A 16119-nucleotide genomic window follows, 5' to 3' on the forward strand; every position below is an offset into this window, starting at 1 on the left:
GCGCTCAGGCCACCGCGAACCACGCGCGCGCGGTCCACATGCCGAGCGCCGTCAGCGTGAACGATCCAGTCAAGTGTAGGGCAGCCACCGCGAACGCCCATCCCAATTCGCCCTGCACCGCGTGCGTCATCACTTCGACCGAATAGGTCGAGAACGTCGTGAGGCCGCCGAGGAAGCCGGTGATCACGAAGAGCCGCCACTCAGGCGGCAGCCCGACGCGGGTGGTAAACGCGACGGCCGCGATGCCGATCACGTAGCCGCCGATCAGGTTCGCGGCGAGCGTGCCGAGCGGCACGGCGGGAAAGAACGCGTTGAGCGCAAGGCTCAGGAACCAGCGCAGCAACGCGCCGAGCCCGGCGCCGACGAAGATCGCGACGATCGAATAGAACAAGGGAGCTCCTCGCTGACGAGGCCGCATGGCGGATGCGGCCTACGCCGAACTGTATGCGCAATCGCGCCGCGCCGGCAATGCCGGCCGGCACCCCGGCGCGCACCGGATCGTGTCGCGCCGGAATCACGCATTTCATTATTTCCATGCGACGCCGGGCTCGGCATTTTCCAATGCATTACGCAGGACATTACAAATCACTATAAACAAATCGATTATTCATCTGATTTTCCCGAAGTCGAAAAATCAGCCGCGCGGCCCCACGCCGCATGTTTTCCCTAATCCAGACATTCCCGAATCAGGCCGATATTCCATGCAATTCATTCGACCAGTTTCGTAAAATAATTTCGCCCACCACTCCATCGGCATGGAGACTCGAAAAATGAACAATTACCGCCTGTCATCCATGTTGATTCCGGCGCTGTGCGCGTCGCTGCTCGCATCGAGCGTCGCGCTCGCCGAGGACAACGGCCCCCCGTCCTACGTCGAAGGCAACCGCGCGCCGAAAGGCTATGCGCGCCCGCCATTCCATACGAAACAGCGCGCGAACACCGCCACGGTGGCCGGCCTCACACCCGTGCTCGTACGGCATGCGTACGGGTTCGATTCGATCGCCAACCAGGGCGACGGGATGGTCGTCGCGATCGTCGACGCGTACGACGATCCGAAAATCGAAGCCGATCTCGGCGTATTCAGCAACGCGTTCTCGCTACCGGCCTGCACTTCGTCGAACGGCTGCTTCACCAAGGTCTACGCGCGCGGCGCGCGACCCAAGACGGACGCGGGCTGGTCGCTCGAGATGTCGCTCGATGTCGAATGGGTGCATGCGATCGCGCCGAAGGCGAAGATCGTGCTCGTCGAAGCCGCGTCGGCCAGCTTCAGCGACCTGATGGCCGCGGTCGACGTCGCGGTCAAGCGCGGCGCATCGGTCGTGTCGATGAGCTTCGGCGGCAACGAGTTCGGCAGCGAGACCGGCTTCGACAGCCACTTCAACGTATCGGGCGTCACGTTCGTCGCATCGTCCGGCGACAGCGGCACCGGCACCGAGTACCCGGCGGCGTCGCCGTACGTGGTGGCGGTGGGCGGCACGACGTTGTCGACCGACGCGTCCGGCGCCTACGTCGGCGAGGCCGCGTGGAGCGGCAGCGGCGGCGGTGTCAGCTCGATCGAGGCCGAGCCGGCCGGGCAGACCGGCTGGCCGGTGCCGGTGGCCGGCAAGCGCGGCGTGCCCGATGTCAGCTACGACGCGAATCCGTCCAGCGGCTTCGCGGTGTACGACTCGGTCACCTATCAGGGGCAGGCGGGCTGGTTCCAGGTCGGCGGCACGAGCGCGGGCGCGCCGCAATGGTCGGCGCTCGTCGCGATCGCGAATTCGCTGCGTGCGGCGGCCGGCAAACACTCGCTGAGCGGCACCTACGACACGCTCTATACGATCGGGAAAAACGCCTACGGCAGCGACTATCACGACGTAACGACCGGATCCAACGGCACTTGCGGCAGCATCTGCAACGCAGCGGGCGGCTACGACTACGTGACGGGCCTCGGCTCGCCGATCGCGCCGGCGCTCGTCCAGGCGCTCGTCGCGCAGCCGTGATCGCGCGGCCGCGGCCGGCCGGTTCGTCCCGCGCCGCTCAGCCGCCGTGCCATGCTCGGTCGAGCGCGACGAGCGTCGCGAGCGCGCCGCCCTTCAACCCGATCACGTCCGCGCGGCGGGCATGGGCTTCGCGTGCGTTGATGCGAATCACGTCGGCACCAAGCCGTTCGCTCAAGAGACGCACGGTGGGAATCGCGGTGCCCGCGCCGACCTCGACGACGGTCACCCATCCCGCCTGTACGATCCAGTCCTGCAGCGCCCGCTCCTGCGCGTCGTAGCGTTCGCCGAGCCAGCCGTTGTCGCCGAACATCAGGATGTTCGGTCGCGCGAGGCCGCCGCAATGCGGGCAGCGCGGCAGCTCGCCGACCAGCCGGCACGCGGCCGCATCGACGTCGGGCGTGAACGGCGCGGCGCCCCAGGTGTCGTCCGAGCACGGTCGCAGGCACTGCATCGAATGAATCGAACCGTGAATCTCGGCGACACGCGCCGGATCGAAACCGGCCTTCTGGAACTGGCCGTCGACGTTGCTCGTCAGCACGAAGCCGCCGTTCGGCATCGCGTCCATCCAGCGCCGCAAAATCGCGAAGCCCGCGTGCGGCACCGTCTGCCGGTAAAGTCCGAGACGGTGGCCGTAAAAGCCCCACGCAAGCTGCGGATGCGCGCGGAACGCCTGCGGCGAGGCAATCTCGTGGAATTCGAAACGCTCGTGGCGCAGCGCCGGATACGCGCGCCAGAAGCCGTCCGTGCCGCGGAAATCAGGCAGCCCCGAATCGACGCCGATGCCGGCGCCGGCTGTCACGAGCAGGGCATCGGCGCGCGCGAGTGCCTCGACGGCGGACGCGACCAGATGAGCCGGCAGTGATGCGGCAGCGGCGCTGGAATCGGTGAAATCGGAGGAGTCGGAAATCGGCATGATGGAGCAGCGGAAGCGTCGAACGGTGCGCGAGTGGCGTCGCGCGATCATACGCCGGTTCGGGCGCCGCGCCGCGACATCACGCCGCCGCGGCGCGCCCGCTCGCGGGTTCCCGCAGCGCGACGTACTGCAGCAGCATGATCGTCTTCGCGTCGACGATCTCGCCCCGCTCGACGGCATCCAGCGCCGCGTGCAGCGGCATCTCGACGACCTCGAGATCCTCGCCCTCCTCCGCGATGCCGCCGCCGTCGCCCGTGCGCAGCGACGCATCGTATTCGCCGACGAAAAAATGCAGCTTTTCCGTCACCGAGCCCGGACTCATGAACGCCTCGAACACCTTGCGCACGCCGCGCACGCGATAGCCGGTTTCCTCTTCGGCCTCCGCGCGAATCCGGGCGTCGGGCGTCGCGTCGTCGAGCAGGCCGGCGGCGGCTTCGAGCAGCATCCCGTCGTGTCCGTTGACGAACGCCGGCATCCGGAACTGCCGCGTGAGCAGCACGTCGCCCGTCGCCGCGTTGCGCAGCAGGATCGTCGCGCCGTTGCCGCGGTCGTACGTTTCGCGGCTCAGACGCTGCCACGTGCCGTCGCGGCGCAGGAAATCGAACGTTACCTTCTTCAGCACATACCAGTCATCGGACAGCACCGTCGTATCGACGATGCGGACACGGTCCCGCGTTGCGGCCATGGTGGTCTCCCATTCGACAAGTGACGGCACGCATGGTAACGTGCACATTCGTGCAATTTCAAGAAATTTCGTGCAATTCCGATGCTGACGACCCAACGCAAGAAAGCGATCCTCGACGCGCTCGCCCGCGACGGCCAGGTGCTGGCCGTCGAGCTGAGCGCGCAATTCGGCGTGTCCGAGGACACGATCCGGCGCGACCTGCGCGAACTGGCGGCCGAGGGCCTGCTGCAGCGCGTGCACGGCGGCGCATTGCCGGCGTCGCCGGCGGTCGCGCCGTTCGCGCAGCGCGAGGCGCTCGAAACCGCGGAAAAGCGGCGCATCGCGCGCCGGGCGGCGCAGATGATCGCGCCCGGACAAGTCGTGATCGTCGACGGCGGCACGACGTCGGCACTGCTCGTCAGCCAGTTGCCGCCCGAGCTACGCGCGACGATCGTCACGCACAGCCCGAGCGTCGCCGTCGCGCTGGCCGCGCATCCGTCGATCGACGTGATCCTGATCGGCGGACAGCTGTACAAGCATTCGATCGTCGCGGTGGGCGCCGCGGCGATGGAAGGCATCTCGCGCATCCACGCGGACCTGTATTTCATGGGCGTGACCGGCGTTCATCCGGTCGCGGGGCTGAGCACCGGCGACTTCGAGGAAGCAGCGATCAAGCGCGCATTGGCGGGGCGCGCCGGCGAGACGGTCGTGCTGGCTTCGCAATCCAAACTGCGAGCGGCGTCGCAGTTCGTGATCGGCGAGCTCGCGCTCGCGCAAGCGATCGTGGTCGAACAGGAAACCGATGCAGCGCTGACCGAGCCGATCGAGGCCGCGGGCGTGACGGTCGTGCGCGCATAGCCGAGCGGTGGCTTCGACGTCTGGACGTCGGCGGTGCGTGGCTACTGGTCGGCGTGCACGTGATCAGGTGACGGTGGCTCGCCTACGGCGTACGGTCATGCCGCGCGTGGTTCGACCGCGCGCTCACGTGGCGTGTGCTCGACCGGTTCATCGCGGTGACGAGGCTCGGATTCGCGGCCCGCTTCACGATCGACGCGCGCCGAGACCGGCCGCGCCGTTCACAAGCCGGCTACCGCGCGAAACGCGTGGTACGCATCGGCATGAAGCTCGAAGCCGATGCCCGGCGCCTGCGGCACGGCCGCGTAGCCGGCGTCAACCGATTCGCCGTCCGCCAGCCCGTTGAACGGACGGAACGCGAACGGGCTGACTTCGGCGCCGCCGAGCCCGAGCACCGACACGACGTGCAGCGAGAACAGATGACCGCCGTGCGGCCAGAACGCATCGCGCCGCCAGCCGTTCGACACGAAATGGTCGACGATCTGCAGATAGGCCGGCAGGCCATAGCAATGAACCGGATCGAACACGAGGACGTCGCGGTCCGGGCGCAGACCGCCGTAGCGTTCGAGCAGCTTCGCTTCCGCCAGCGAAAACAACGCCTCGCCGGCCGCGACCGGCGGCGCGTATTGCACGATCAGGTCCGCATGAAGCGGCAGGTCGAGCGGATCGCAGAGATCCTCGAACCACCAGAGTTCGAACGGTGCCAGCATCGCGGCGGCTGCGCGTCCGCTCGTCGCGTCGTACGCGTTCATCGCATCGACCGCGAGATGCGAACTGTCGGCAAGACACGCCGCGGCGGCTTCGATGCGTCTTTTGTCGTGATCGACATCCGCGCCGCCGATCTTGATCTTCGCGTGCGTGTAGCCGAGATCAGCGATGCGATGCATCTCGTCCGACAGGCGCGCGAGATCGTCGTGCGGATAGCGGTAACCGCCGCCCGCGTAGACACGCACGCGAGGTGCCGCGTCGCGCGCGAGCCGATCGGCGACGAAGCGATGAAGCGGCAGGCCCGCGATCTTCGCGGCGGCATCCCAGATCGCCATGTCGAGCACGCCGACCGCGACGCAGCGTTCGCCGTGCCCGCCGGGCTTCTCGCCCGCCATCATCGCGCGCCATGCGCGAAATGGATCGAGGTTCGTGCCGGCATCGTCGGCGATGGCGTCCGCGGCGGCCAGCAGACGCGGCGCGAATCGTTCGCGAATCAGCCCGCCCTGTGCATGACGGCCGACCGATGCGTAGCCGTAACCCGTGACCGGCCGGCCATCGCGCACGACATCGGTGACGATCGCGACGACGCTCGTCGTCAGGCCACCCGACGGAATCGCCGGATCGGCATAACGGGAAACCGGGATCGCTTGCTCGCGGATGTCGATGATGCGCATGGTCGGGGTTCCGGGAAAACGTTCAGCGTTCGCGGGCCATACGCGCATTGCGGGCCGGCGCGACTGGCGGATCGCTGCATCATAGGCGCTTGCGCGATGTCGTGCAGGCGTGCGACCGTCACGATGCGGTGAAGGGATCGGACTCGATCGACATCATCCGAATCGCGCCGTGCCACGTCGAAGTGCGGACGAATGCCGCGTCATGTGCGAAGCGTGTTGCGGCCTCGACGTCGATCATCGCACCGCACCGGCACGGCCGCGAATTAGATGGACATCCGACGCGAAGCGCGTATGATGAATTTTGTCCGAGCTCGCGTCACTCCGCTCGCCCCGCCGTCTACCCTCTCACTGCGTCGCGCCGTTACCCGCACGCATTGCCGCCCTTTTCACCCCACCCGTCACGCCGCGCCGCGGCGATACCGGTCGGATGCGTTCGTCCACGCGATTTGTCGCGACCGAACCCAGGAGTTCATCATGAGCATGCATCTCTATCGTGGCTTCGAAATCTATCCACTGATCTACCCGCACATTCCGTCGCTGAACGGTAATCCGCACAACTACGACGGCGGCTTCGACGCGGCCGTTAAGATCTGCCTGCGCGGCACCGCCGACACGCTGACCCGCAGCGAAACGTTCCGGCTGCTCGAGAACGCACCGTTCGAATCGGCGGGCGAAGCGCGCCGGGCGTCCGTACGCTACGCGGAGGAAATCATCGACGGCAATCGCGGCGAGCAGCCGCTCTTCGCCGATTCCCCTTGACGCTTCCTGTCGCGGCAGCGCGGCGGCACTCTGATTCGGATGACGAAATGATCATCGATGAACTCCTCCGCCTGATCGAACGGCGCGAGATTTCCAGGACCGACGCGGTCCCGAACGACGGCCTCGCCGGTTCTGCGTTGCGTCACCAACCCGAGTTCCAGATGTTCGCTGCCGTACGCGCATTGTCGATCAGCGCCGGATATTCGGAATTCGAATCCGACGAGATCGCGAGTGCCGTCATGACCCGACTCGGCTAGTTTTCCTCCACGCATGTCTTGAAACAGGACCTACATGACGACGATCATCCTCAAGCCCGACGAACCTGTCGATGTCGCGCTCCGGCGCTTCCGTCGAAACATCGAGAAGACGGGCCTGATCCGCGAGTTGCGCGGTCGCACGAGCTATGAAAAGCCGACCACCGAGCGCAAGCGCAAGAAAGCCAGCGCCGTCGCGAGACAGCGCCTGCGCGCGAAACGCATGCTGCCGCCTCGCAAGCTCTACTAGGAGAACGCCGTGTACCAGCCGACCGTCGAGGATCCTCCGTTCTTCCCATTGACGAAATGCGAAGTCGATTTCGATCGACAGAACGACGCGATCACGCTTCTGCCGAGCTTCTACGCGTTCGGCTGCGAGTACACCAGTCGCGGCCTCCTGATCGGCCGAGACGATGCATTCAGATTGATTGCCGCGATCGAAAAAGCGTTGAGCATCGAGCATTGAACGCCGCCTCGACGTTGTCGAATCGCGTCGTGCTGGTCAGTGCGGCGCATGCGAGCGGCCTGACCGACTCAGGACTGGTCGAGCTTCTTTCTCATCGTCGAACCTGCGGATTCGATCCGCACTCTCCCATCACCACCGCTCTCGCAAGCGACAGGCAGTCGGCGCGATCGGTCGGACCGACGGGATAGCGGAACCGGCCGAGCGTGCGATCACGCTCGGCGTGTTGTTTCCGAACCGGAATGCGTTTCAACGCATCGATTCGACCGACGCTCGTACGCGAGTCGAATCGACGGGCCCGCTCAGGCAAACACGAAGTACTTGCGTACCGTCTCCACCACTTCCCACGTCCCTTTCATGCCGGGTTCGATGACGAACACGTCGCCGGCCTTCAGATGCACCGGTTCCTCGCCTTCCGGCGTGATGATGCAATAGCCGTCGAGGAAATGGCAGTACTCCCATTTCTCGTAGTTCACCTCGAACTTGCCCGGCGTGCAGATCCACGTGCCCATGATCTTGCTGCCATCCTTCGAGACGTAGGCGTTGAGGTTCACGGTGTGCGGATCGCCGCCGATGCGCTTCCACTTGGTCGCGTCGACGACCGGGGTCGGGCAGGTTTTGCGCAGAACGGTGATGAAATCGGACATGTCGGCTCCAGACTAACGATCGGGTAAGAGGTCTGTCACGTTAGTTCGAAAGCGTCACCGGGGCTTGTATGCGTCCGACACCGACTCGTCTATTTTCGACACGGGCCTGCGTGCGGGCGCGCGTCGTGTTCCGGTCGGCCTTGCGTTGACGGACGGATTCGGGCCGATCCTTGACTCCCGCTCCCGGCGATCCGTCGGCCAACCACCGAGCCCATGCCGGCTTCGACGCAGCGGCCAAAAACGGCTCGCTTGCAACATCCGGGCCAAACCCTGTAGAATTACGCGTTCTGCGGGCGTCGTATAATGGCCATTACCTCAGCTTCCCAAGCTGATGACGTGGGTTCGATTCCCATCGCCCGCTCCACCTTCGGCTGCTCGCAGCCTGCGCAAGAGCCGCCTCGTCGAAGGCGGCTTTTTTGTACCATCTGCCGGTTCATCCGGTAGCGCCGCTGCGCATGACGGGCCCGCGCCCGAACCGAGCCTTTCTCTGTCACCGATGATGCACGACGATCCGAACGAAGCCGGCCTGCCGCCGGACGACGCCGCCCTTCCCGACGAAGCCGCCGACGGCGCCGACGAAGTCAACCCGCTGCACCGCCGCCGCATCCGCAGCTTCGTGACGCGCGCCGGCCGCGTGTCGACCGGCCAGCGCCGCGCGCTCGACGATCTCGGCCCGCGCTTCGTCGTTCCGTACGCGGCGGAAATCCCGGACTGGGACGCCGTGTTCGGCCGCCGCGCGCCGCGTATCCTGGAGATCGGTTTCGGGATGGGCGCATCGACCGCGGAAATCGCCGCGCACCGCCCGGGCGACGACTTCCTCGGCGTCGAGGTGCACGAGCCGGGTGTCGGCGCGCTGCTGAAGCTGATCGGCGAGCAGGACCTGCCGAACATCCGCATCATCCAGCACGACGCGGTCGAGGTGCTCGAGCACATGCTCGCGCCGGAAAGCCTCGACGGCGTGCACATCTTCTTCCCGGATCCGTGGCACAAGGCGCGCCACCACAAGCGCCGGCTGATCCAGCCGCCGCTCGTCGCGCATCTCGCATCGCGCCTGAAGCCCGGTGCATACCTGCACTGCGCGACCGACTGGCAAAACTACGCGGAACAGATGCTGGAAGTGCTCGGCGCCGAACCGACGCTCGAAAACACGGCCGCCGACTACGCGCCGCGCCCCGACTACCGCCCCGTCACGAAGTTCGAACGGCGCGGGCTGCGGCTCGGCCACGGCGTGTGGGACCTGGTGTTCCGCAAACGCGCCAACTGAACACGGCGCGCAATGACGAACGGCCCGACCGGCATCTGCTGCCGATCGGGCCGTTTTCTATTGGATGCGCCCTCACCCCCGCACCGGCATCACGCCCAGTTCAGCCACCCGCTGTAACCCACCAGCAGCACGAACAGGCCGAACGCGATCCGGTACCACGCGAACACGGTGAAGTCGTGCGTCGCGACGAAACGCAGCAGCCAGCGCACGCACACGAACGCGCTGACGAACGCGGCCACGAGCCCGAGCGCGAACAGGCCGAGCGAATCGACCGTGAACGCCTGCCAGTCCTTGACCGTTTCATAAAGCGTCGCGCCGAAGATGATCGGAATCGCGAGGAAGAACGAGAATTCGGTCGCAACGCGCCGGTCGAGGCCGAACAGCATCCCGCCGATGATCGTCGACCCCGAACGCGACATGCCCGGCACCAGCGCGAAACATTGCGCGATGCCGACTTTCAGCGCGTCGAGCGGCGTGAGCGCATCGACCGACTGCACGCGCGGCGGCTCGCCGCGTTCGCGCTGCCGCGCCTCGGCCCACAGGATGATCGCGCCGCCGACGACGAGCGCGAACGCGACCGGCACCGGCGAGAACAGCACGGCCTTGATCTTCTTCTCGAACAGCAGGCCGAGCGCGATCGCGGGAATCGTGGCGATCACGACGTTCAGCGTGAAGCGCCGCGCGTCGGGCCGGCTCGGCAGCCCGGTCACGATGGACACGATCCGCTGCCGGTATTCCCAGCAGACCGCGAGGATCGCGCCGAACTGGATCACGACGTCGAAGGTCTTCGCGTGCGCATCGTTGAAATTCAGGAAGCTGCCCGCGACGATCAGGTGGCCGGTGCTCGACACCGGGAGGAATTCCGTCAGCCCCTCGACGACGCCGAGGATCAATGCCTTGCAGATCAGGATCCAGTCCATCCGAGGCCCAACTCCGAAGTAGTCGAAAGAAAGGCCGCGTCACCGCCGCGGCCCGCCCGGCCGCGCGCGGTGCGCCGTCACTTTTCGACGATCGCCACGCGTATGCCGTTTGTAAGAATCGTAATTGTACCGGGTTCGTAGTTCACGCCGGCAAATTGCAGCTGCTCGGGCTTGAACGTGTAGATCGGGTAGTTGGTCAGCACCTGCGTGGCGAGCAGGCCGGCGGCCGCGCCGACCTGTTGCGCGTACATCTGCGCGTTGCCGTCGAGCACGAGGCTGTCGACGGCCGGCGCCTTCAGCACGACCGAGCGGCTCGGCGCGTCGTAAGCGAGCTGGCCCGACACGATGAACTTGCCGCTCACCGGTTCGCGCAGGAACGGACTCGCGAAATGCGCGTCGAGCTGCACGGCGACGCGGTTCTGGTCGGGCAGCAGGTTGACGGCCGGATTGGCGAGCGACACGTCGACGACCTGCGCGACCGTCTTCTGGTACGGAAACTTGCGCGCGACGGCTTTCTGCACGTCGCCGCGCGAGAACGTGTAGTGATCGGGGATGAACGGGAACGTCGACGCGCAGGCGGCGAGCGATACCGACACGCCGATGGCGCCGGCGCAGGCGGCGAGGAAGCGGCGCCGGCCGGGCGTGCAAGATGCGGTCATGCTGAACAATCTCCTGTATCGGGCGAAGCGGCAGTCGGGTTACCGGCTCGGCCGCAAGCGGGGCCGGGGACCGAAGTTAGTGCTTCGGCGCATGTCACCGGTTCCATGCGCATGCCGGTGGGCGGCAGCGCGGGCAATGCGTCAGCGAGCCGCGCCGGCGCCGGGCGACGGCTGCGTCGCGACCTCGAGGCGCGTCAGCCACGCGAGCGCGTCGTCGCGCGACGCACCGCACATCTCGGCGGACGGCTGCAGCCCCGAACAGCACGCGGGACGCTCCGGCCGGCCGAAGATCCGGCAGCGCAGGTCGTCGCCGAGCTGCACGCAGCGCACGCCGGCCGGCTTGCCGTCGGGCATCCCCGGAATCGGCGAGGAAATCGACGGTGCGATGCAGCACGCGCCGCACCGTTCGCGGCACGCATGCGGCGGCGGGACATCGGCGGGCGCCGGACGGACAGGCATTTCGACGGACACTCGGCTCTCTCACGAACAACGAAAAACGGTGCGGCAACCGGACGTAGCAGTGCGGCAGCCCACTGCGCATTGTGCCACCGTCGGCTGCGACGTTATTACACAATGCCGCCGGAACGCGCGTTTATATACTCGAAAGCATCTAAAAAGCGCGAGACCATCATGAGTTCCGGTTCTGCCGACACCCTGTTCCGTCCCGATTTGCTCGCGAAGTACGGCGCGAACGGGCCGCGCTATACGTCCTACCCCACCGCGCTGCAGTTTCGCGACGATTTCGACCCGGCCGACTACGTGCGCGCCGCGGGCGATCCCGGCGCGTCGTCGAGCGACCTGTCGCTGTACTTCCACATCCCGTTCTGCAACACGGCCTGCTTCTATTGCGGCTGCAACAAGATCGCGACCAACAACCGCCGCCGCGCGCGCCCGTATCTCGAGCAACTGAAGCGCGAGCTGGCGCTGCAGGCCGCGCTGTTCGATCCCGCGCGTCCGGTCACGCAGCTGCACTGGGGCGGCGGCACGCCGACCTTCCTGTCCGACGACGAAACGGCCGAACTGATGGTGGCCACCCGCGAACACTTCGCGCTCGCGCCGGACACCGACGCGGAGTTCTCGATCGAGATCGACCCGCGCACGGTCACGCCCGCGACGCTCGTGCACCTGCGCAACATCGGCTTCAACCGGCTGAGCCTCGGCGTGCAGGATTTCGACCCGGTCGTGCAGCAGGCGATCAACCGGATCCAGCCGCTCGCGATGACGGCCGACCTGCTGTCGACCGCACGCACGACGGGCTTCCATTCGGTCAGCGTTGACCTGATCTACGGGCTGCCGCACCAGACGGTCGCCGTGTTCGCGCGCACGCTCGAGACGATCATCGAACTCGCGCCCGACCGCCTCTCGGTGTTCGGCTACGCGCACATGCCGCACCTGTTCAAGATGCAGCGGCAGATCGACGACGCGACGCTGCCGCCGCCCGCGACGCGCGTCGCGCTGCTCGGCCTCGCGATCGACATGCTGACGCAGGCCGGCTACGTATACATCGGGATGGATCACTTCGCGCGGCCGACCGACGAACTCGTGCGTGCGCAGCGAAACGGCACGCTGCAGCGCAATTTCCAGGGCTACAGCACGCGCGCGGATACGGACCTGGTCGGCTTCGGCGTGTCGTCGATCGGCAAGGTCGGCGACGTCTACGCGCAGAACGCGAAGGACCTCCCGGCGTATGGCGCCGCGCTCGACGCGGGCCGGCTGCCGATCGCGCGCGGCGTGCGGCTCACGGCCGACGACCGGCTGCGCCGGGACGTGATCACCCAGCTGATGTGCAACCTCGAACTGCCGTTCTCGCATATCGAGGCCGCGCACGGGATCCGCTTCGTCGACCACTTCGCACGCGAGCTCGACGCGCTGCGCGCGTTCGAGCAGGACGGGTTGCTGACCATCGCAGGCGACCGCCTGACGATCCACCCCGCCGGCCGAATGGTCGTGCGCAACATCGCAATGGCATTCGACGCCTACCTCGGCCAGACGCCGCGGCAACGCTACTCGCGCACCGTCTGACGCCGCACGGCCGCATGCGGGCGGCCGGTTTGATAAAGTAAGGGGCTCAACGCCCCTGCAAGAATCCGCACGATGCGCACCACCAAAGCAACCAACGCGGTCGAACGCCTGAAGACCCGTTCCGGCAACCCGCAATTCGCGGCCGTCGCGATGGCGGGCGGCCTGTTCTATCTGGTCGACCGCTCCGGCGGCTCTGCCGAGAAGCGCAGCGAGCCGCTGCCGCTCGACGAATTCGTCAGGTTCGTCGACGAATTCGGCCCCAAAAAGCCGCGCAAGGCGAGCAAGCTCGACCTCGCATTCGAGGCGCAGATCAAGAAGAGCAAGGGGTAAAGGTCTGTTGCAGGCCGTCTGAAGGCTTCGCCGCTGCCCCGTTTGGTACAATCACGAAGTTTCTCTATCCCCGCTGATGGCCGACCTGGCTGCGTGACCACACCATGAATATCGAAAACGCGCGTTTCAACATGATCGAACAACAGATCCGGCCGTGGGACGTGCTGGATCTGGACGTCCTGGGCCTGCTGGCGATCGTCAAGCGTGAAAACTACGTGTTGCCCGAACACCGCGATCTCGCGTTCGCCGACCTCGAGTTGCCGCTGCCCGGCGGCAGCAGCAAGATGCTGTTTCCGCGCGTCGAAGCGCGCGTGCTGCAGGAACTGGCGGTCAAGAAGCACGAAAACGTGCTCGTGATCGGCGCGGGTTCGGGCTATCTGGCCGCGCTGTTCGCGCATCGCGCACAGCACGTGACGGCTGTCGATATCGATCCGACCATCGCAAAGTTTGCGGCGGACAACCTGCGCAACGACGGCGTGACGAACGCGGAAGTCGTGCTCGGCGACGGCTCGCTCGGCTGGCCCGACAAGGCGCCGTACGACGTGATTTGCGTCGCGGGCGGCCTGCCGGTCGTGCCGCAGCAGATGCTCGAACAGCTGAAGATCGGCGGCCGCCTGTCGGCGTTCGTCGGCGGCCGTCCGGTGATGAAGGCGCAAATCATCACGCGCATCGACGACAAGCAGTACCGTGTCGCCGACGTGTTCGAAACCTACGTCAATCACCTCGTCAACGCGATCGAACCGTCGCGCTTCAAGTTCTGAGCGGCGGAGCTTCCATGCAGATCCTGACGCCCGCGATGCTCGCGGAATGGCTTCGCGATCCGGCGCGTCCCGCGCCGATCGTGCTCGACGTGCGCGAGCCGTGGGAAATCTCGACCGCGCAGATCGCCGGCAGCATGTCGATCCCGATGCAGCAGATCCCCGCGCGCAGCGAGGAGCTCGACGACGAAGCGGAAATCGTCTGCGTGTGCCATCACGGGATGCGCAGCGCCCAGGTCGCGATGTTCCTCGAATCGCGCGGCTTCACGAAGCTGTACAACCTGCAGGGCGGGATCGACGCGTGGTCGCGTGACGTCGATCCGTCCGTGCCGCGTTACTGAGTGACTGACCTTCCGGCGGCGCATCGCGCGCCGCCACGGCGACCGGCCCGTTGCGGCCGATCGCTCCGATCCGCCGAACGGGCGCGCATGGCGCGCCCGTTTGCGTTTCTGCTTCCTCCTTCTTCGATTGCTTCACCGCGTCGCCCATCCGCGTTCGTTCGATGACGAACGGCGGCGGGCACCCGAACATGGCCCCCCGTCGAGCGGAGCGCCTCGCCCTTCCCGTCGCACTTCACGACCACGCCGTGTACAGCGCCGCCAACACGACGCGGCCGGATGCATCCGCATCGATCACGTTCCGCGCGTCTCTAAACAAGTGACCTTCGCGCTCGCACCCGGGCGCGCGCCGTGCACCATTTGCGCCCGCGCGACTGCACCGCAACGGATCGCGCATGCTGCACGACGCGTCACGCGCACCACACCGACGCCCCGCGCCACCCCGCACAGGCACGCCCGGCGTGCATCGGTGCGACTGGCACATGCCTTGCGTTAGTCCGATGCCGGCGCCGACACGGCGCACGCCTATCCAACACGTCAAGGGGAACTCGATGAAACGTCGCAGTCTGCTGAAGTTCGGTTCGATGGCCGGTGCACTCGCGCTGGCGGGCAAGAGTCCGTTCGCGCACGCGGCCGATGCGGGCACGGGTCCGATCAAGGTCGGCATCCTGCATTCGCTGTCGGGCACGATGGCGATCTCCGAAACGTCGCTGAAGGACACGGCGCTGATGACGATCGCCGACATCAACAAGAGCGGCGGCGTGATGGGCCGCAAGCTCGAGCCCGTGGTCGTCGACCCCGCATCGAACTGGCCGCTGTTCGCCGAGAAGGCGCGCCAGCTGCTCACGCAGGACAAGGTCGCGTGCGTGTTCGGCTGCTGGACGTCGGTGTCGCGCAAGTCGGTGCTGCCGGTGTTCGAGGAACTGAACGGCCTGCTCTACTACCCGGTGCAATATGAAGGCGAGGAAATGTCGCGCAACGTGTTCTACACGGGCGCCGCGCCGAACCAGCAGGCGATCCCCGCCGTCGAGTACCTGATGAGCGCGGAAGGCGGCGGCGCGAAGCGCTTCTTCCTGCTCGGCACCGACTACGTGTATCCGCGCACGACCAACAAGATCCTGCGTGCGTTCCTGAAATCGAAGGGCGTGAAAGACGCCGACATTCAGGAGGTCTACACACCGTTCGGCCACAGCGATTACCAGACGATCGTCGCGAACATCAAGAACTTCGCGCAGGGCGGCAAGACGACCGTGATCTCGACGATCAACGGCGATTCGAACGTGCCGTTCTACAAGGAGCTCGGCAACCAGGGGATCAAGGCGACCGACGTGCCGGTGGTCGCGTTCTCGGTCGGCGAGGAAGAGCTGCGCGGGATCGACACGAAGCCGCTCGTCGGCCATCTCGCCGCGTGGAACTACTTCATGTCGGTGAAGAACCCGACGAACACGAAGTTCAAGGACCAGTTCGCCGCGTGGGTGAAGGCGAACAACCTGCCGGGCGGCGCGAAGCGCGTGACCAACGATCCGATGGAAGCGACCTACGTCGGCATCCACATGTGGAAGCAGGCGGTCGAGAAGGCGAAGAGCACCGACGTCGACAAGGTGCGCGTCGCGATGATCGGACAGACGGTTGCCGCGCCGTCGGGCTTCACGCTCTCGATGGACGGCAACCATCACCTGCACAAGCCGGTGATGATCGGCGAGATTCGCGGCGACGGGCAGTTCAACGTCGTGTGGAAGACGAAGACGGCCGTGCGCGCGCAGCCGTGGAGCCCGTTCATCGCGGGCAACCAGGGCAAGCCGGACATCGTCAGCTCGATTCCGGCGTTCCTGCGCCGGCAGCGCGCGGCGCTCGCCTGATGCGATGCGGAGCGCCGCGCACCGGCGTGGCGCTCCGTTCGCAGGCCGGT

General features: G+C 66.4%; 21 protein-coding genes and 1 tRNA gene. 14 read left to right on the plus strand and 8 right to left on the minus strand.

Going from position 1 to position 16119, the window contains the following annotated elements; translation table 11 throughout:
* Positions 1 to 4: 4 nt before the first annotated feature.
* The gene (gene crcB / locus HWX25_RS05320; protein ID WP_175907521.1) at positions 5 to 391 is read right to left on the minus strand and encodes a fluoride efflux transporter CrcB; all 387 of its coding nucleotides are present in this window, start codon (positions 389 to 391) and stop codon (positions 5 to 7) included.
* A 25-nt stretch (positions 392 to 416) separates the two neighbouring features.
* Between crcB and HWX25_RS05325 the strand changes: the two genes are divergently transcribed.
* Both HWX25_RS05325 and HWX25_RS05330 read left to right on the plus strand, forming a co-directional pair.
* Entirely contained in the window at positions 417 to 728 is a 312-nt protein-coding gene (locus HWX25_RS05325) for a hypothetical protein (protein WP_175907523.1), read from the plus strand.
* Positions 729 to 770: 42 nt separating this feature from the next.
* A complete protein-coding gene (locus HWX25_RS05330; RefSeq protein WP_175907525.1) occupies positions 771 to 1982 on the plus strand; it encodes a S53 family peptidase in 1212 nt (403 codons plus the stop codon).
* Positions 1983 to 2019: 37 nt separating this feature from the next.
* Here HWX25_RS05330 and HWX25_RS05335 read toward each other — a convergent pair whose 3' ends face one another.
* Together HWX25_RS05335 and HWX25_RS05340 are read right to left on the minus strand one after the other, a co-directional pair.
* Positions 2020 to 2895, minus strand: a complete 876-nt coding sequence (locus HWX25_RS05335; protein WP_175907526.1) for a Sir2 family NAD-dependent protein deacetylase — start codon at positions 2893 to 2895, stop codon at positions 2020 to 2022.
* 79 nt (positions 2896 to 2974) lie between these two features.
* Positions 2975 to 3580, minus strand: coding sequence for an NUDIX domain-containing protein (locus HWX25_RS05340; RefSeq protein WP_175907528.1), 606 nt, complete (start codon positions 3578 to 3580; stop codon positions 2975 to 2977).
* 81 nt (positions 3581 to 3661) lie between these two features.
* Between HWX25_RS05340 and HWX25_RS05345 the strand changes: the two genes are divergently transcribed.
* Positions 3662 to 4417 (plus strand): DeoR/GlpR family DNA-binding transcription regulator, encoded by a 756-nt coding sequence (locus HWX25_RS05345; RefSeq protein ID WP_175907530.1) that lies wholly within the window; start codon positions 3662 to 3664, stop codon positions 4415 to 4417.
* A 218-nt stretch (positions 4418 to 4635) separates the two neighbouring features.
* On the opposite strand, the gene HWX25_RS05350 is transcribed toward HWX25_RS05345, so the two are convergent.
* Positions 4636 to 5796, minus strand: a complete 1161-nt coding sequence (locus HWX25_RS05350; RefSeq protein ID WP_175907532.1) for an enolase C-terminal domain-like protein — start codon at positions 5794 to 5796, stop codon at positions 4636 to 4638.
* 474 nt (positions 5797 to 6270) lie between these two features.
* On the opposite strand from HWX25_RS05350, the gene HWX25_RS05355 reads away from it, so the two are divergent.
* From HWX25_RS05355 to HWX25_RS05370, 4 genes are read left to right on the plus strand one after another with little or no spacing between them, the layout of a single operon-like run.
* Positions 6271 to 6555: a hypothetical protein gene (locus HWX25_RS05355; RefSeq protein ID WP_059820193.1), complete on the plus strand. Its 285-nt coding sequence runs from the start codon at positions 6271 to 6273 to the stop codon at positions 6553 to 6555.
* A 47-nt stretch (positions 6556 to 6602) separates the two neighbouring features.
* The gene (locus HWX25_RS05360) at positions 6603 to 6812 is read left to right on the plus strand and encodes a hypothetical protein (protein WP_175907534.1); all 210 of its coding nucleotides are present in this window, start codon (positions 6603 to 6605) and stop codon (positions 6810 to 6812) included.
* Between the two features lie 34 nt (positions 6813 to 6846).
* On the plus strand, positions 6847 to 7059 hold the full coding sequence (gene rpsU, locus HWX25_RS05365; protein WP_059530260.1) for a 30S ribosomal protein S21: 213 nt from the start codon (positions 6847 to 6849) through the stop codon (positions 7057 to 7059).
* Between the two features lie 9 nt (positions 7060 to 7068).
* Positions 7069 to 7275, plus strand: coding sequence for a hypothetical protein (locus tag HWX25_RS05370; protein ID WP_059530263.1), 207 nt, complete (start codon positions 7069 to 7071; stop codon positions 7273 to 7275).
* A gap of 299 nt (positions 7276 to 7574) precedes the next feature.
* Here HWX25_RS05370 and HWX25_RS05375 read toward each other — a convergent pair whose 3' ends face one another.
* Positions 7575 to 7919: a cupin domain-containing protein gene (locus HWX25_RS05375; RefSeq protein WP_059448122.1), complete on the minus strand. Its 345-nt coding sequence runs from the start codon at positions 7917 to 7919 to the stop codon at positions 7575 to 7577.
* Between the two features lie 289 nt (positions 7920 to 8208).
* Here HWX25_RS05375 and HWX25_RS05380 point away from each other — a divergent pair.
* Together HWX25_RS05380 and trmB are read left to right on the plus strand one after the other, a co-directional pair.
* Positions 8209 to 8283 (plus strand) — tRNA-Gly (locus HWX25_RS05380).
* Between the two features lie 132 nt (positions 8284 to 8415).
* Entirely contained in the window at positions 8416 to 9183 is a 768-nt protein-coding gene (gene trmB / locus HWX25_RS05385) for a tRNA (guanosine(46)-N7)-methyltransferase TrmB (RefSeq protein ID WP_175907536.1), read from the plus strand.
* Positions 9184 to 9272: 89 nt separating this feature from the next.
* On the opposite strand, the gene HWX25_RS05390 is transcribed toward trmB, so the two are convergent.
* The 3 genes from HWX25_RS05390 to HWX25_RS05400 form a co-directional block, all read right to left on the minus strand.
* The gene (locus HWX25_RS05390) at positions 9273 to 10103 is read right to left on the minus strand and encodes an undecaprenyl-diphosphate phosphatase (protein ID WP_059820189.1); all 831 of its coding nucleotides are present in this window, start codon (positions 10101 to 10103) and stop codon (positions 9273 to 9275) included.
* 77 nt (positions 10104 to 10180) lie between these two features.
* A complete protein-coding gene (locus HWX25_RS05395) occupies positions 10181 to 10762 on the minus strand; it encodes a DUF1439 domain-containing protein (RefSeq protein WP_059820188.1) in 582 nt (193 codons plus the stop codon).
* A 141-nt stretch (positions 10763 to 10903) separates the two neighbouring features.
* On the minus strand, positions 10904 to 11221 hold the full coding sequence (locus HWX25_RS05400) for a YkgJ family cysteine cluster protein (protein WP_175907538.1): 318 nt from the start codon (positions 11219 to 11221) through the stop codon (positions 10904 to 10906).
* Positions 11222 to 11392: 171 nt separating this feature from the next.
* Between HWX25_RS05400 and hemN the strand changes: the two genes are divergently transcribed.
* From hemN to urtA, 5 genes are all read left to right on the plus strand, one after another.
* Positions 11393 to 12784, plus strand: a complete 1392-nt coding sequence (gene hemN, locus HWX25_RS05405; RefSeq protein WP_175907540.1) for an oxygen-independent coproporphyrinogen III oxidase — start codon at positions 11393 to 11395, stop codon at positions 12782 to 12784.
* 72 nt (positions 12785 to 12856) lie between these two features.
* Positions 12857 to 13114, plus strand: a complete 258-nt coding sequence (locus tag HWX25_RS05410; protein ID WP_059820186.1) for a hypothetical protein — start codon at positions 12857 to 12859, stop codon at positions 13112 to 13114.
* A gap of 104 nt (positions 13115 to 13218) precedes the next feature.
* Positions 13219 to 13875: a protein-L-isoaspartate O-methyltransferase gene (locus tag HWX25_RS05415; RefSeq protein ID WP_059530282.1), complete on the plus strand. Its 657-nt coding sequence runs from the start codon at positions 13219 to 13221 to the stop codon at positions 13873 to 13875.
* Between the two features lie 14 nt (positions 13876 to 13889).
* The gene (locus HWX25_RS05420; protein ID WP_059820185.1) at positions 13890 to 14213 is read left to right on the plus strand and encodes a rhodanese-like domain-containing protein; all 324 of its coding nucleotides are present in this window, start codon (positions 13890 to 13892) and stop codon (positions 14211 to 14213) included.
* Between the two features lie 548 nt (positions 14214 to 14761).
* A complete protein-coding gene (gene urtA / locus HWX25_RS05425; RefSeq protein WP_059699402.1) occupies positions 14762 to 16069 on the plus strand; it encodes an urea ABC transporter substrate-binding protein in 1308 nt (435 codons plus the stop codon).
* Positions 16070 to 16119: the final 50 nt, after the last annotated feature.

Source organism: Burkholderia sp. BCC1640 (genome assembly GCF_902833125.1).
In the GTDB taxonomy this organism is placed as follows: domain Bacteria; phylum Pseudomonadota; class Gammaproteobacteria; order Burkholderiales; family Burkholderiaceae; genus Burkholderia; species Burkholderia diffusa.